This is a genomic window from Burkholderia sp. 28_3 (genome assembly GCF_003253915.1).
GTDB lineage: Bacteria > Pseudomonadota > Gammaproteobacteria > Burkholderiales > Burkholderiaceae > Burkholderia > Burkholderia cenocepacia.
Map to the genome: position 1 here is coordinate 600,822 of NZ_QKZF01000002.1, position 15,171 is coordinate 615,992.

Annotated in this window: 14 protein-coding genes; 6 read left to right on the plus strand and 8 right to left on the minus strand. The window is 69.2% G+C overall.

Annotated features, from left to right (window positions below):
* Positions 1–13 precede the first annotated feature (13 nt).
* Both DFS13_RS07575 and rmuC read left to right on the plus strand, forming a co-directional pair.
* Positions 14–1,003, plus strand: a complete 990-nt coding sequence (locus DFS13_RS07575; RefSeq protein WP_006486189.1) for a D-glycerate dehydrogenase — start codon at positions 14–16, stop codon at positions 1,001–1,003.
* Complete coding sequence (rmuC, locus tag DFS13_RS07580; RefSeq protein ID WP_111441535.1) at positions 1,000–2,475, plus strand: DNA recombination protein RmuC; 1,476 nt, start codon at positions 1,000–1,002, stop codon at positions 2,473–2,475. The genes DFS13_RS07575 and rmuC overlap by 4 nt, the downstream gene beginning before the upstream one ends.
* A gap of 90 nt (positions 2,476–2,565) precedes the next feature.
* On the opposite strand, the gene DFS13_RS07585 is transcribed toward rmuC, so the two are convergent.
* The 6 genes from DFS13_RS07585 to DFS13_RS07610 form a co-directional block, all read right to left on the minus strand.
* Entirely contained in the window at positions 2,566–3,051 is a 486-nt protein-coding gene (locus DFS13_RS07585) for a GNAT family N-acetyltransferase (protein WP_006496519.1), read from the minus strand.
* The gene (locus tag DFS13_RS07590) at positions 3,048–3,323 is read right to left on the minus strand and encodes a hypothetical protein (protein WP_006476519.1); all 276 of its coding nucleotides are present in this window, start codon (positions 3,321–3,323) and stop codon (positions 3,048–3,050) included. Before DFS13_RS07590 ends, DFS13_RS07585 begins: the two co-directional genes overlap by 4 nt.
* Before the next feature lie 39 nt (positions 3,324–3,362).
* Complete coding sequence (gene glp, locus DFS13_RS07595) at positions 3,363–4,661, minus strand: gephyrin-like molybdotransferase Glp (RefSeq protein ID WP_080331969.1); 1,299 nt, start codon at positions 4,659–4,661, stop codon at positions 3,363–3,365.
* A 111-nt stretch (positions 4,662–4,772) separates the two neighbouring features.
* Positions 4,773–5,390, minus strand: coding sequence for a molybdenum cofactor guanylyltransferase MobA (gene mobA, locus DFS13_RS07600; protein ID WP_006488635.1), 618 nt, complete (start codon positions 5,388–5,390; stop codon positions 4,773–4,775).
* A 22-nt stretch (positions 5,391–5,412) separates the two neighbouring features.
* Entirely contained in the window at positions 5,413–6,525 is a 1,113-nt protein-coding gene (gene moaA, locus DFS13_RS07605; RefSeq protein WP_006488636.1) for a GTP 3',8-cyclase MoaA, read from the minus strand.
* 130 nt (positions 6,526–6,655) lie between these two features.
* The gene (locus DFS13_RS07610; RefSeq protein ID WP_111441536.1) at positions 6,656–9,820 is read right to left on the minus strand and encodes an Rne/Rng family ribonuclease; all 3,165 of its coding nucleotides are present in this window, start codon (positions 9,818–9,820) and stop codon (positions 6,656–6,658) included.
* A 719-nt stretch (positions 9,821–10,539) separates the two neighbouring features.
* On the opposite strand from DFS13_RS07610, the gene DFS13_RS07620 reads away from it, so the two are divergent.
* From DFS13_RS07620 to DFS13_RS07635, 4 genes are read left to right on the plus strand one after another with little or no spacing between them, the layout of a single operon-like run.
* A complete protein-coding gene (locus DFS13_RS07620) occupies positions 10,540–11,544 on the plus strand; it encodes an RluA family pseudouridine synthase (RefSeq protein ID WP_034200839.1) in 1,005 nt (334 codons plus the stop codon).
* Between the two features lie 5 nt (positions 11,545–11,549).
* Entirely contained in the window at positions 11,550–12,209 is a 660-nt protein-coding gene (locus DFS13_RS07625) for an HAD-IA family hydrolase (RefSeq protein ID WP_006493743.1), read from the plus strand.
* The gene (locus DFS13_RS07630) at positions 12,206–12,607 is read left to right on the plus strand and encodes a Rieske 2Fe-2S domain-containing protein (RefSeq protein WP_006493745.1); all 402 of its coding nucleotides are present in this window, start codon (positions 12,206–12,208) and stop codon (positions 12,605–12,607) included. The genes DFS13_RS07625 and DFS13_RS07630 overlap by 4 nt, the downstream gene beginning before the upstream one ends.
* 12 nt (positions 12,608–12,619) lie before the next feature.
* Positions 12,620–13,612, plus strand: a complete 993-nt coding sequence (locus DFS13_RS07635) for a S49 family peptidase (protein ID WP_048987065.1) — start codon at positions 12,620–12,622, stop codon at positions 13,610–13,612.
* A 68-nt stretch (positions 13,613–13,680) separates the two neighbouring features.
* On the opposite strand, the gene DFS13_RS07640 is transcribed toward DFS13_RS07635, so the two are convergent.
* A complete protein-coding gene (locus DFS13_RS07640; protein WP_006489699.1) occupies positions 13,681–14,403 on the minus strand; it encodes an SAM-dependent methyltransferase in 723 nt (240 codons plus the stop codon).
* Positions 14,400–15,032, minus strand: coding sequence for a Maf-like protein (locus DFS13_RS07645; RefSeq protein ID WP_006489696.1), 633 nt, complete (start codon positions 15,030–15,032; stop codon positions 14,400–14,402). Before DFS13_RS07645 ends, DFS13_RS07640 begins: the two co-directional genes overlap by 4 nt.
* Between the last annotated feature and the right edge of the window lie 139 nt (positions 15,033–15,171).

Below are 15,171 nucleotides of genomic sequence, written 5' to 3' on the forward strand. Positions count from 1 at the left end.
TGCGGAGATGGCGATGCAGAAGATCCTGGTCGCGCGTCCGATCTTTCCGGACGTGATCGAACGGCTCAAGCAGTATTTCGAAGTCGACTGGAACGACGGCGACGCGCTCGCGCCCGACGCGCTCGCCGCGCGTCTGGCCGACAAGGACGGCGCGCTGACGGCCGGCGACCCGGTCGGCGCGGCCACGCTCGCGGCGGCGCCGCGTCTGCGCGTCGTGGCGAACATGGCGGTCGGCTACAACAACTTCGACATGGCCGCATTCAACGCGGCGAACGTGCTCGGCACCAATACGCCCGACGTGCTGAACGAATCGACCGCCGATTTCGGCTGGGCGCTGATGATGGCCGCGGCGCGCCGGATCGCCGAATCCGAACACTGGCTGCGCGCCGGCCACTGGCAGAAGTGGGCGTACGACGGCTTTCTCGGCGCCGACATCCATGGCTCGACGCTCGGCGTGATCGGGATGGGTCGCATCGGCCAGGCGCTCGCGCGCCGCGCGCGCGGCTTCGGGATGCAGGTGATCTACCACAACCGGTCGCGGGTCGCGCCCGAGATCGAAGCCGAGCTGAATGCCGAATACGTGTCGAAGGATGCGCTGCTCGCGCGCGCCGATCATGTCGTGCTCGTGCTGCCGTACACGAAAGAGAACCATCACACGATCGGCGCGGCCGAGCTCGCGAAGATGAAGCCGACGGCGACGCTGACCAACATCGCGCGCGGCGGGATCGTCGACGATGCGGCGCTGGCCGTCGCACTGCGCGACGGGACGATCGCCGCGGCCGGCCTCGACGTGTACGAGGGCGAGCCGAGCGTGCATCCGGCGCTGCTCGAGGTGCCGAACGTCGTGCTGACGCCGCATATCGCAAGCGCCACCGAAAAGACCCGCCGCGCGATGGCGGATCTCGCCGCCGACAACCTGATCGCCGCGCTGGGCGAGGGGCCACGGGCGGGGCGGCCGCCGAATCCGATCAACCCTGACGTGATCGGGAAGCCGCGCGCATGACGATGACGTTGTTGCTTGCGGCGGTCGTCGTGCTCGCTGTCGCGCTCGCGGTGGCGATCGTCGCGCTCGTGCGCGGCGGCCGCCACGACGATGCGGCCGTGCTCGGCGACCAGATCGAGGACGCCGCGCATGCGCAGGCGCGCGCGGTCGAGCGGCTCGAGCGCGAACTGCGCGGCGAGATCGTCGAAAATGCGCGCGGCTCGCGTACCGAGCTGGCCGGCAGCTTCGCGCAGTTGCAGCAGACGCTCGCCGCGCAACTGACGAGCGTGGCGACCGTGCACAACAACCAGATCGAGGGGTTCGCGCAGCAACTCGGCAAGCTCGTCGCCGGCAACGCGCAGCAGTTCGACGCGATGCGCGAGAGCATGCAGCGCCAGGCCCAGCAGGCGCGCGAGGAGCAGACGGGCGCGCTGCGGCTGTTCGGCGACACGTTGCACCGGCAGCTCACGCAACTGACCGAGGCGAACGATCGCCGGATCGGTGAAGTGCGTGCGACGCTCGAACAGCGGCTGAAGGAAATCGAGACGAACAACGCGGCGAAGCTCGAGGAGATGCGCCGCACCGTCGACGAGAAACTGCACGCGACGCTCGAGCAGCGGCTCGGCGAATCGTTCAAGCTCGTGTCGGACCGGCTCGAGCAGGTGCATCGCGGGCTCGGCGAGATGCAGACCCTCGCGGCCGGCGTCGGCGACCTGAAGAAGGTGCTGACCAACGTGAAGACGCGCGGCACCTGGGGCGAGGTGCAGCTCGAAGCGCTGCTCGAACAGATGCTCACACCCGAGCAGTACGCGAAGAACGTCGCGACGGTGCCGAAGAGTACCGAGCGCGTCGAATTCGCGATCCGGCTGCCGGGCCGCGATGCCGGCACGCGCGACGCGCCGCCGGTGTGGCTACCGATCGACGCGAAATTTCCGCGCGAAGACTACGAGCGGTTGATCGACGCGCAGGAGCGCGCCGATGCGGTGGCGGTCGAGGAGGCGGCGCGTGCGCTCGAGGCGCGGGTGCGGATGGAAGCGCGCACGATCGCCGAGAAGTACGTCGCGCCGCCGCACACGACCGATTTCGCGCTGCTGTTCCTGCCGACCGAGGGGCTCTATGCGGAGATCCTGCGCCGCCCGGGGCTGACCGACCTGCTGCAGCGCGACTATCGCGTGACGGTCGCCGGGCCGACCACGCTCACCGCGCTGCTGAACAGCCTGCAGATGGGGTTCCGCACGCTCGCGATCGAGCAGCGCTCGAGCGAGGTGTGGCAGGTGCTCGGCGCGGTCAAGACCGAGTTCGGCAAGTTCGGCGACGTGCTCGCGCGCACGAAGTCGCAGCTCGAAACGGTCACGCGTTCGATCGAGGCGGCCGAGCAGCGCACGCGCGTGATGAACCGCAAGCTCAAGCAGGTCGAGGCGTTGCCGGGCGATACGGCGGCCGGGCTGCTCGGCGCGGAAGGGGCCGAAGGCGCCGATGCGGACGATGCATGACACGCGTTGCCGGCAGCCGCCGGACAGAAAAAACGGGCGCCGCGGCGCCCGTTTTCCTTTGCAGCGATCGCCGGCGTGGCCGGCCCGCGCTCAATGCGCGGCGAGCGTGTCCAGCGCGCCACCCGTCACGCGTACGATGCGCCACTCCGGCAGCACGGTCGCGCCCATCTTCTCGTAGAAATCGATTGCCGGCTGGTTCCAGTCGAGGACCGACCACTCGAAGCGCGCGCAACGGCGCTCGACGGCGAGTGCCGCGAGATGACGCAGCATCGCGGTGCCGAGGCCCGTACCGCGCTGCGACGGCTGCACGTACAGATCCTCGAGATAGAGCCCGCGGCGGCCGAGGAACGTCGAATAGTTGTGGAAGAACAGCGCGTACGCGACGATCGCGCCGTCACGCTCGGCCACCAGCGCTTCGGCCGCGGGGTGCTCGCCGAACAGCGCGTCGGCGAGATCGGCTTCGGTCGCGACGAACAGATCCGTGAGCTTCTCGAACTCGGCCAGCTCGCGCATCAGCGCGAGGATCGCGCCGACGTCGCGCGGGGCGGCCGCGCGGATCAGCGGCGTGCCGCTCACGCTTCCTCCGGCGGATCGGACAGCACGATTTCGATGCCGCCGAAGCGCGACGCGACCCAGTTGTACGCGTGGCACGCAATCCACAGCAGCACGAAACCGAGGATCGCGTTCAGCAGCAGCGCGCTCAGGATCGTGCTCAGTTCGACCATCCCGTAGCGGATGTACGCGACGAGAATGCCGAGCAGCACGATCGGCACGCTGAACGTCAGGTAGACGAGAATCAGCGCCTTCGCGGTCTGTCCCGCGGCGATCGACGAGATTTGTTTCTTCATGTGCGGATTGCCCCCGTAGAGATATACCGATAGTGGAATTCAGATCAGGCCGTCGAGCGGCAGGATGTCGACCGGGGCGCCCGCGTCGACTGCCGCGGTATCGTGGCCCAGGACGATGAAACAGTTGGCGTCTGCGAGGCCGCTCAGCGACGCGGAGCTTTGCGATCCGGCCGGTGCGACGTGCCATTGGCCGTCGGCGGCGCGCGTCGCGATGCCGCGCAGGTATTCGGTGCGACCGGGGCGCGTCTTCAACGGCTGCGTACTGCGCGCCGTGTACATCGCCGGTGGCGGCGTCTGCGCGCCGGCCAGCGTCAGCAGCGCGGGGCGCACGATGGCGTAGAACGTCACGGCGGACGCGACCGGATTGCCGGGCAGCCCGAAGAACAGCGCGTGGCCGGCGCCGTCGGCCGCGCGTGCGAGCGTGCCGCACGCGAGCGGCCGGCCGGGCCGCAGCGCAAGGCTCGCGAACGTCACGTCGCCGAGCCGCGCCATCACGTCGCGCGTGAAGTCGGCTTCGCCGACCGACACGCCGCCCGACGTGATGACCGCATCGGCCTGCGCGGCGAGGGCGTCGCGCAATGCGGCATCGAGCGCGGCCGGGTCGTCGCGGACGATGCCGAGATCGATCGCATCCACGTGCAGGCGTTCGAGCATCGCGATCAGCATCCCGCGATTGCTGTCGTACAGCGCGCCGCGGCCGAGCGGTTCGCCGGGCTCGCGCAGCTCGTCGCCGGTCGAGAACACGGCGACGCGCACGCGCCGGCGCACCATGACGTCGGTGACGCCGAACGACGCGAGCAGACCGAGATCAGACGGCCGCAGGACGCGGCCCGCGGCGAGCGCACAGGCGCCGCGCGCGAGATCCTCGCCGGCCTTGCGGCAGTTCGCGCCGCGCGCGACGTCGCGCGTGGCGAAGCGGATCGTGTCGCCCTCGACGCGCACGCGTTCCTGCGGGATCACGGTGTCGCATCCGGCCGGCATCGGCGCGCCGGTCATGATCCGCACGCATGCACCGGCTGCCACGGCGCCGTCGAACGGATGGCCGGCGAATGCGGTGCCGGCGACCGGCATCGCGACCTCGCCCTGCGGCGACGCGAGTGCCGCGCTGCCGCCGTCGAACGCATAGCCGTCCATGGCCGAATTGTCGTACGCGGGAATGTCGAACGGCGCGCTCACGTCGACCGCGAGCACGCGGTCGAGCGCATCGCGCAGCGTCACCGTGTCGCACGCGTCGACGGGCACCGCGAAGCGGCACGCGAGCGCCTGCGCGTCGGCGAGCGACAGCGGGACGTCGGGGTCGGGTGCGGTTCGGGAAGCGGGCGAGGATTGCGTGATCATCAGTCGGACTGCGCCGCAAGGCGTATCGGGTTCGTGGCCGGTGGCGCGAGGAGGGTGCCTGGGCGCGGGTTTCGCGTGTGGCGGGCGCCGGGCGGGAACGGCACGGGGCCGTCAGCGGCGGGCCAGCGCGGCGAGTTCCTGCCAGGAGTTGGCATTGTAAAACGCACGCTCGTCGCGAAACTCGACTTCGACCGTCTTGTGGCGTGCGTACCACGCACGCACCTTGCGGTCGCCGGCCGCGAGGCGCGCGGCCAGATCGTCGGCCAGCGATGTGCGCAGCAGCGCGAACGTCGGCTGCGGCGAGCGCAGTTGCTGCGCGTCGACGGTGACCGCCATCGCGATGTCGGCCTGCTGTGCGTCCAGCGCCGTATGCAGTTGCGCGACGAGGTCGGCGGGCAGATACGGCGTATCGCACGGCGAGCACGCGACCAGCGGCGCGCGCGCCGCGCGCATGCCGGCGAGCAGGCCCGCGAGCGGCCCGGGGAAGTCGGGCGTTTCGTCTGCGACGATGCGCGCGTCGAACGGCGCACCGAGCTCGGCATAGCGATCGGCATGGCGGTTCGCGCTGATCAGCGTCTCGTCGACCTGCGGCGACAGCCGGCGCAGCACGTGCAGCGCGAGCGGCGTACCGTCGAGCAGTTGCAGGCCCTTGTCGACGCCGTCCATGCGGGTCGCTCGGCCGCCTGCGAGCAGCAGGCCGGCGATCGACGGAGAAGCGGGAGCGGGCATCGTGTGAAGGCGGAAAGAGGCGTCAGCCGCCGATATACGACATTTCGACGCGCTTGCCGGCGCCGTCGGGCGTGGCGTCGGCCGAGGCGCTGCCGCGCAGCTGCGAATAGCGATCGGTGCGCGCCTGCCAGATGCGCGCGATCGCAGTCGCGATCTCTGCATCGCTTGCGCCGCCCCGCACGAGCGCACGCAGGTCGTGGCCGGCCGACGCGAACAGGCACAGGTACAGCTTGCCTTCGGTCGACAGCCGGGCACGCGTGCAATCGCCGCAGAAGGCCTGCGTGACGCTCGAGATCACGCCGATCTCGCCGCTGCCGTCCGCATAGCCCCAGCGCTGCGCGGTTTCGGCCGCTGTGTGCGGCTCGAGCGGCACCAGCGGGAAATGTTCGGCGATGCGCGCGACGACGTCCGCCGACGGCAGCACCTCGGTCATGTTCCAGCCGTTCGACGTGCCGACGTCCATGTATTCGATGAAACGCAGGATCACGCCGGTGCCGCGGAACCGCTCGGCCATCGGCAGGATCTCGCTGTCGTTGGTGCCGCGCTTCACGACCATGTTGACCTTGACCGGCGCGAGGCCCGCGGCCTGCGCGGCGAAGATGCCGTCGAGCACGTCGGCGCTCGCGAACTCCGCATCGTTCATGCGCTTGAACAGCGTGTCGTCGAGCGCATCGAGGCTGACCGTGACGCGCGTGAGCCCGGCGTCCTTCAGCGCGCGCGCCTTGCGTGCGAGCAGCGAGCCGTTGGTCGTCAGCGTCAGGTCGAGCGGGCGGCCGGCATGCGTCGTCAGGCGCGCGAGGCGCTCGATCAGGAATTCGAGGTTCTTGCGCAGCAACGGTTCGCCGCCCGTGATACGGATCTTCTCGACGCCGTGTGCGACGAAGAGTCGCGCCACGCGCTCGATTTCCTCGTGCGTGAGCAGCGCGCTGTGCGGCAGGAACGGGTAGTCCTTGTCGAAGACCGCGCGCGGCATGCAGTACACGCAACGGAAATTGCAGCGGTCCGTCACCGAAATGCGCAGGTCGCGCAGCGGCCTGGCGAACGTGTCGGCCAGCGTGCCGTCGGGGGCATGCGCGACGCCGGAGACGTCCGGCATCCCGCTGACGTCGGCGAGAGGAATGATGCGTCGGGACATGTTGGAAGAAGTGCGAACCAGACCTCTATTTTAGCCGCAACCGGCCGGTCGGTCCGGTGGGCGGAAACCCGCAGCGCGGACATGAAAAAGCCCGCCGGAGGCGGGCTTTTCCTGGTCGGGCGATGCGCCGTTAGTGGCGCGTCGTTTCGACCTGCTGCATCGGCGCCGTATCGGCCGGCGGCAGCACCTTGCGTTCGCGCGGCACGCGGGCCGGGCGCGGGAGTCGCGATGCGGCTTCCTGCGCGGCCGCGAACTTGTCGGCGTCCGTGTTCACCCAGACGAGACCGGCCTGCTCCAGCACGACGTCCAGGCTCGCCGAAGCGGGCGCGGCTGCCGGTTGTGCGGGGGCGGGAGCCGGTGCCGGTGCGGCGACGGCCTCGACCGGCGCGGCTGCGACCGGTGCCTCGGCCACCGCAGGCGCCGCTTCGACCACCACCGGAGCGGTCTCGATCGCCACGGCAGCCGGTGCGGCCTGCTCGACCGGTGCGGCTTGCGGCGCCTCGGCAGCGACCGGAGCGGCTGCCGGCACTTCGAACGCATCGGTCGGCGACACCGCGACCGGCGTCGGGCCTGCTTCCGCGACGGCCGGTGCGACCGGTGCCGGTTCGGCTGCCTGGACGGCGACGGGCTCGACCGGGGCGGCCGGAGCCACTTCGGCGGGGGCCGGTGCCGGCTGCGCTTCGACAGCGGCCGGTGCGGCATGCTGCTCGGCGACGGCTTCCACGGCGACCGCGCTTGCTGCGGCCGCGACGACTGCCGGCGCGGCCGTGTGAGCCGGTTCGGCAGCGACCGGGGCGGCCGGCGTCACCGCTTGCGCGGCGACTTCGCCTTCGGCGCCTTGTTCGGCCTGCTCGACTGCGCCGTCTTCCTCGCGCTCGCGACGACCGCCGCGGCGGCCGCGACGGCGACGGCGGCGTTCTTCGCCGTCACGTGCGCCGGCTTCCGCATCGGCTGCCAGTTCCGCGCCGGGCAGGGCTTCTGCCGCCACCTTGTCGGTTTCCGGTTCCGGATGGTTTTCACCGCGGGTGACGGTTTCGAGCGTGGCTGCGTGCTGGGTCGGCTTGCGGCGTTCGCCGCGCTCGCGACGCTCGCCGCGTTCCTGACGCTCGCCACGGCCGGTTGCTTCGACGCCTTCCGGCTGTTCGGCACGCTCGCGCGGTTCGCGGTTCTCGCGCGGTTCGCGCGGCTCACGGCCTTCACGCGGCTCGCGACCTTCACGCGGGCCACGGCCCTCGCGACCTTCGCGACCCTCACGGTTTTCACGACCTTCGCGGTTTTCGCGGCCCTCGCGACCTTCACGCAGCTCACGACCCTCGCGCGGCTCACGGCCTTCACGCGATTCGCGCACTTCCTTGCCTTCGCGTTCCTGGCGTTGCGGCTGGCCACGGCCTGCGGCTGCCGGGTCGCGGCCGCCTTGCGCCTGCTGGGCGCCGCCGCGACGGTTGCGATTGCGATCGCCGCCGCGCTGCTCGGTCTTTTCCGTGCGCTCGCGCGCCGGACGGGCTGCCTGCTCCTTCGCCGGTGCCGGCGCGACCGGTGCGGGCGCCGGTGCCGGCGACACGCCGAACAGGCCCTTCAGCCAGCCGATGAAGCCGCCGCTTGCCGCGGCGACGGGCGCCGGGGCGGGGGCGGCAACGGGCTCGACCGGACGCTGCGGAGCCGGGCTCGGTGCCGGACGCTCGGGCGTGATGCCCTTGACCGCGGCTTCCTGCTTCGGCTTCACTTCGGCCGCCCGCTTGCTGTAGCCGGTTTCCGATTCGAGCTCGCGGGCCGCTTCCTCGGCCATCTTCCAGGATGCGCGCGGATCGTCGAGGCGCGCATCGTCGTGACGCAGGCGCTCGAGCTTGTAGTGCGGCGTATCGAGGTGCTTGTTCGGGATCAGCACGATGCCGACCTTGAAGCGCGACTCGATCTTGTTGATTTCCTGACGCTTTTCGTTCAGCAGGAAGGCGGTCACCTCGACCGGCACCTGGCAGTGGATCGCCGCGGTGTTTTCCTTCATCGCTTCTTCCTGAATGATCCGCAGGACCTGCAGCGCGGACGATTCGGTATCGCGGATGTGGCCGGTGCCGTTGCAGCGCGGGCACGTCACGTGGCTGCCTTCCGACAGCGCCGGGCGCAGGCGCTGGCGCGACAGTTCCATCAGGCCGAAGCGCGAGATCTTGCCCATCTGCACGCGCGCACGGTCGTGCTTGAGCGCGTCCTTCAGGCGCTGCTCGACTTCACGCTGGCTCTTCGCCGATTCCATGTCGATGAAATCGATCACGATCAGGCCGCCGAGGTCGCGCAGGCGCAGTTGGCGGGCGACTTCGTCGGCCGCTTCGAGGTTCGTGCGGGTGGCCGTTTCCTCGATGTCCGCGCCCTTGGTCGCGCGTGCGGAGTTCACGTCGATCGCGACGAGCGCTTCGGTGTGGTCGATCACGATCGCGCCGCCCGACGGCAGCGGGACCGTGCGCGAGTACGCGGTTTCGATCTGGTGCTCGATCTGGAAGCGGGAGAACAGCGGCACGTCGTCGTGATAGCGCTTCACCTTCGCGACGTTGTCCGGCATCACGATGTCCATGAAGGCACGGGCCTGATCATGGATTTCGTTCGTATCGATCAGGATTTCGCCGATATCCGGCTGGAAATAGTCCCGGATCGCGCGGATCACGAGGCTCGATTCCAGATAGATCAGCATCGGCTGGCCGGCGTTGCCGCTTTGCGAGGCAGCCTCGATCGCGCGCCACAGTTGCAGCAGGTAGTTCAGGTCCCACTGCAGTTCCTCGGCGCTGCGGCCGATGCCCGCGGTACGGGCGATCATGCTCATGCCGTCCGGAATCTGCAGCTGCGCCATCGTTTCGCGCAGTTCCTGGCGCTCGTCGCCTTCGATTCGGCGCGATACGCCGCCGCCGCGCGGGTTGTTCGGCATCAGCACGAGATAGCGGCCGGCGAGCGAGATGAAGGTGGTGAGGGCGGCGCCCTTGTTGCCACGCTCTTCCTTCTCGACCTGGACGATCAGCTCCTGGCCTTCGCGCAGCGCATCCTGAATGCGCGCGGAGCGCATGTCGATGCCTTCCTTGAAGTACTGGCGGGCGACTTCCTTGAACGGCAGGAAGCCGTGGCGGTCTTCGCCGTAGTTGACGAAGCACGCTTCGAGCGACGGCTCGATACGGGTGATGACACCTTTGTAGATATTGCCTTTGCGCTGTTCGCGCCCGGCGGTTTCGATGTCGATGTCGATGAGCTTTTGCCCATCGACGATGGCGACGCGCAGCTCCTCCTGCTGCGTCGCATTGAACAGCATGCGTTTCATGAACGACTCCAGGCGGCTCCGCTGCCGGCGCCTCGCGGTTGTCAGGCGCGAGGGCGGGAACGACGACAGGCCGCACCTTGTTGTGTTGTCACGAGCACGCTGGAGCGGGAATGCTGGCGGGGAGAATTGCCTGAAGAGGCGCTTGGGCCCGAAAGACGGGGCCGGCGGCCATAGGGCACCTGCGAATACGGCTTCAAAGCACGGCGTTCACACACCGCACGCTGCAAAAGCGCGCTAAGCCTGTCCGGGCATTGCCACGGGCGCGCGCAATGCGTCGCGCGCGCCGACGGGCGGCAGATGCTGCGGCTTGGGCCGCAGCGGGGAGTATCGAATCCAGCCCGACTTTCCCGCTTGGGGTGTACTTCCCTGGTTTGACGTCGCCAAGCCCCGCACGCTTCGCGGGGCCAAATCGGGCGCAACGCCGTAATTTTCGCAACCGGCAGCCTGCGGACGCACTGCGCGCCGTCGGCTGCCGATCAAATTCTTTTCAACCAACTTTCCGTTACCGCGGCGCCTTGCCGACCGAATCCGCCTGTGGGCGCGATCCTTGCCGACGGGCGGCGCCGTGCGTGCAACTTGCTGCTTCTCTTTGATTAGGGGCGAGCAGCGGACCCCCGGCGCAAGTAAAATAGCAGTTTGCGCTTGCGCCTTGCCCGATTCAGCCGGGGCCGGCCGGTCAGGCCACCCACAACGTCAGGCTGGGCAAAATTATATTCAGTATGAATGAGTTAGGCAAAATATCCCAGAATTCGGTCGCAAGCGGCCAGGTATCGATGATCGAGATCGACGAAAACTCGGCCGGTCAGCGCATCGACAACTTCCTGTTGCGCGTCTGTAAAGGCGTGCCGAAAAGCCATATTTACCGGATCCTCCGCAGCGGCGAAGTGCGCGTGAACAAGGGCCGGATCGACGCGCAGTACCGCCTGGAGCTCGGCGACCTCGTCCGCGTGCCGCCGGTGCGCGTGGCGGCGGCCGACCTCGCGCGCGCCGACACGCCCGTCGTGCCGCCCGCGCATTTCGACGTGCTGTACGAGGACGACGCGATGCTCGTCATCGACAAGCCGGCCGGGGTCGCGGTCCACGGCGGCAGCGGCGTCGCGTTCGGCGTGATCGAGCAGATGCGCCAGGCGCGTCCGCGCGCGAAATTCCTCGAACTGGTGCACCGGCTCGACCGCGAGACGTCCGGGATCCTGATGCTCGCGAAGAAGCGCACGGCGCTCGTCGGCCTGCACGAGCAGATCCGCGAGAACCGGATGGACAAGCGCTACTTCGCGTGCGCGCACGGCGAATGGCAGCCCGACTGGGGCCGGCGCCGCGCGGTGAAGGCGCCGCTGTTCAAGTATTCGACCCCGGAAGGGGAGCGCCGCGTACGGGTGCAGGAGGACGGGCTCGCGTCGCATACGGTGTTCAATCTCGTCGACCGCTGGCCGGACTACGTGCTCGTCGAAGCGGAACTCAAAACGGGTCGGACCCATCAGATCCGGGTGCACCTCGCGCATCTCGGCCTGCCGATCGCCGGCGACGCCAAGTATGGCGATTTCGCATTGAACAAGGCGCTGGCGCGCGCGAACGCGCAGCCGTCGCTGAAACGGATGTTCCTGCATGCGCACCGCCTCAAGCTCGCTCATCCGCTGACCGGCGAGGCGCTGCAGTTCGATGCGCCGCTGCCGGCCGAGTGCCGGCGCTTCCTCGATCAACTCAGCGCATTGCGCGATACCGCCTGAACCGCATGGCCCGACAGCAATTTGACCTGATCGTCTTCGACTGGGACGGCACGCTGATGGATTCGACTGCGCACATCGCGCACAGCATCCAGGCGGCATGCCGCGATCTCGGCTTGCCCACGCCGTCCGACGAAGCTTCCCGCTACGTGATCGGCCTCGGCCTGCGGGACGCGCTGCAGATCACGGCGCCGACCCTCGATCCGTCCGACTACGCACGGCTGGCCGAGCGCTACCGCTATCACTACCTGCTCGACGACCAGCGCATCGAGCTGTTCGCCGGCGTGCGCGAGCTGCTCGCCGAACTGCGCGATACGGGCTATCTGCTCGCCGTCGCAACCGGCAAGGGTCGGGTCGGGCTGAATCGCGTGCTCGACCAGTCGAAACTGACGAGCTGGTTCGACGCGACGCGCTGCGCGGACGAAACGTTCTCGAAACCGCATCCGGCGATGCTGCACGAGTTGTCGCGGGAATTGGGGCAGGACCTGTCGCGCACCGTGATGATCGGCGATACGACGCACGACCTGCAGATGGCGGCCAGCGCCGGCGCGGCCGGCGTCGGCGTCGCGTATGGCGCGCACACGGCCGATGCGCTGGCGGCGCTCACGCCGCGCTTCGTCGCGCCGGACGTCGGTGCGCTGGCCGCATGGCTGCGGGAGCACGCATGAGCGCGGCGCCGGACGCCGTGCGCGTGTGCGCGTCGGACGCGCTGACCGACGGCGGCGCCGGGGTGCGCGTCGACGCGACGCTGCGCGGCGAGCAGGCGGTCGTGTTCTTCGTGCGCTACGACGGCCGCGCCTACGGCTACCTGAACCGCTGCGCGCATGTGCCGATGGAGCTCGACTGGGCCGAAGGGCAATTCTTCGAGTCGTCGGGCCTCTATCTGATGTGCGCGACGCACGGCGCGATCTACGCGCCGGATACCGGCAAGTGCGTCGGTGGCCCGTGCCGCGGCGGCCGCCTGCGGCCGGTCGAGGTCGACGAGCGCGACACGCCCGACGGCCGTGCGGTATTCTGGGTGCCCGATGCGGACCTGCATCCCGCCACGCCCGCCACGACCGACTGACGACACCACTGCATGGCCGACCAACCGAATTCCCCGGATTCCTCCTCCCGTCCCGACAGCCGTGAACCGGCCTGGGAGCGCGCAGCGCTCGAGCGGATCGCGCTCGCGGCCGTCAAGGAGCAGCGCGCCGCACGGCGCTGGAAGATCTTCTTCCGCTTCGCGTTTCTCGGCGTGTTCGTGCTGCTCGCGTTCGCGCTGATCGATTTCTCGAGCGATTCGAAGTTCTCGTCGAGCGGGCGGCATACGGCGCTCGTGACGATCGACGGCGAGATCGCGGCAGGCGTCAACGCGAACGCCGACGACATCAACACCGCGCTCGACGCTGCGTTCGACGACGACGGCACGGTCGGCGTCGTGCTGCGGATCAACAGCCCGGGCGGCAGCCCGGTGCAGGCCGGCATGGTCTACGACGAGATCCGGCGGCTGCGCAAGAAGTATCCGGACAAGCCGCTGTACGTCGTCGTGACCGACATGTGCGCATCGGGCGGCTATTACATCGCGTCCGCGGCCGACAAGATCTTCGTCGACAAGGCGAGCATCGTCGGCTCGATCGGCGTGCTGATGGACGGCTTCGGCTTCACCGGGCTGATGGGCAAGCTCGGGGTCGAGCGGCGCCTGCATACGTCGGGCGAAAACAAGGGCTTCTACGATCCGTTCTCGCCGGAAACGCCGAAGATGGACGCGCACGCGCAGGAGCTGCTCGACCAGGTGCATGCGCAGTTCATCAAGGCCGTGAAGGATGGCCGCGGCAAGCGGCTGCACGAGACGCCGGACATGTTCTCCGGCCTGTTCTGGACCGGCGAGAAGAGCGTCGAGCTCGGGCTCGCCGACGGCTACGGCACCACCGACACGGTCGCGCGCGACGTGCTGAAGGCGCCGGATCTGGTCGACTATACGGTGAAGGAAAGCCTGACGAACCGTGTCGCGCGCAAGTTCGGCGCGGCCGTCGGCGGCGCTGCGATGAAGGCGCTGACGGCTGGCGGCGCGTCAGTCAGCCTGCGCTGACGGCGGCGATCGGCGGGCCGCGATGGCCCGCCTTTCATTCATCGGTGGATCGCCGGTCGCGGCATCAATCAGTTCGCGAGCAGCAGGAAGATCGCGGGGCGCTTGTGCAGATTCGGCGCCGGCGCCTTTTTCCAGTCCGCCGCCGTGCGGCTCGCGATCGTCTCGGTCGCGAGGGTCAGATCGGCCGCGACGCAGATCTGCGTCGACGGCGCGCAGGTCGCGACCAGCGTGTCGAGCATCGCGTGATTCCGGTACGGCGTTTCGATGAAGATCTGCGTCTGGCGCGCCTTGCGCGACAGTTGCTCGAGTTCGCGCAGGCGTTTCGCGCGCGCGGCCGCATCGACCGGCAGATAGCCGTTGAACGCGAAGCTCTGGCCGTTCAGGCCCGACGCCATCAGCGCGAGCAGGATCGAACTCGGTCCGACGAGCGGCACGACCTTCACGCCGCGCTCGTGCGCGCGGCGCACCAGCAACGCGCCGGGATCGGCGACGGCCGGGCAGCCGGCCTCCGACACGAGGCCGGCATCCGCGCCGGCCAGCACCGGTGCGAGCAGCCGGTCGATCGCGCCGGCCGGCGTATTGACGTTCAGCTCGCTGATCTCGATTTCCTGGATCGGCCGCGTCGTACCGATCTTCTTCAGAAACGCGCGGGTCGTTTTCGCGTTCTCGCCGATGTAATAGCCGAGCGTGCCGGCGCGCGCCTGCACGGCGGCGGGCAGCACGGCGGCGAGCATCGATTCGTCGCCTTCGCCGAGCGTGTTCGGAACGAGATAAAGCGTGCCGGCGGTCATGCGCGGTCTCCACGAGTGGTTGCAAACAATGGGTAGCCGGCGGCGCGCAGCATCCGCGTGAGGGCGATCAGCGGCAGGCCGACGAGTGCGGTGGGGTCGTCCGAGTCGATCGCGTCGAGCAGGGCGATGCCGAGCCCTTCGGATTTCGCGCTGCCGGCCACGTCGTACGGCGTTTCCGCGTGCAGGTAGGCGTCGAGTTCGGCCTCGGGCAGCGAGCGAAAGCGCACGTGCGTGACGATGTCCTCGACCTGCGCTTCGTCCGTACGGCTGTCGTACAGGCAGAGCGCGCTGTGGAATTCGACTTCGCGGCCCTGCATCGACACGAGTTGCGCGAGCGCGCGCTCGTGCGTACCGGGCTTGCCGATCTGGTGGCCGTCGAAGGTCGCGACCTGATCCGACCCGATCACGAGCACGCCGTCCGGCGCGTCGATCGTCGCGGCCACCGCGCGTGCTTTCGCGGCGGCGAGGCGCAGCGCGGTCGCGGCCGGCGTTTCGCCGGCGAGCGGGGTTTCGTCGAGGTCGGGCGACACGACGTCGAACGGCACGCCGAGGCGCTCGAGGAGCGCTCGGCGGTAACGGGAACTGGAAGCAAGAATCAGCCGCGGCGGGCGGCAAACGGTATCCGGCATGGTCGGTTGGATCGGTGGGTCGTCAGGTGTGGCGCGGCGTTGCGCGGACGCAAGCTTAAGTGATTGACCGCAAAAGGTAAAACAGGTATGCTTTCCCGCTTTTCGTCGGCAGGCTTTCGTGTGGTGGCGCCTGCCGGGT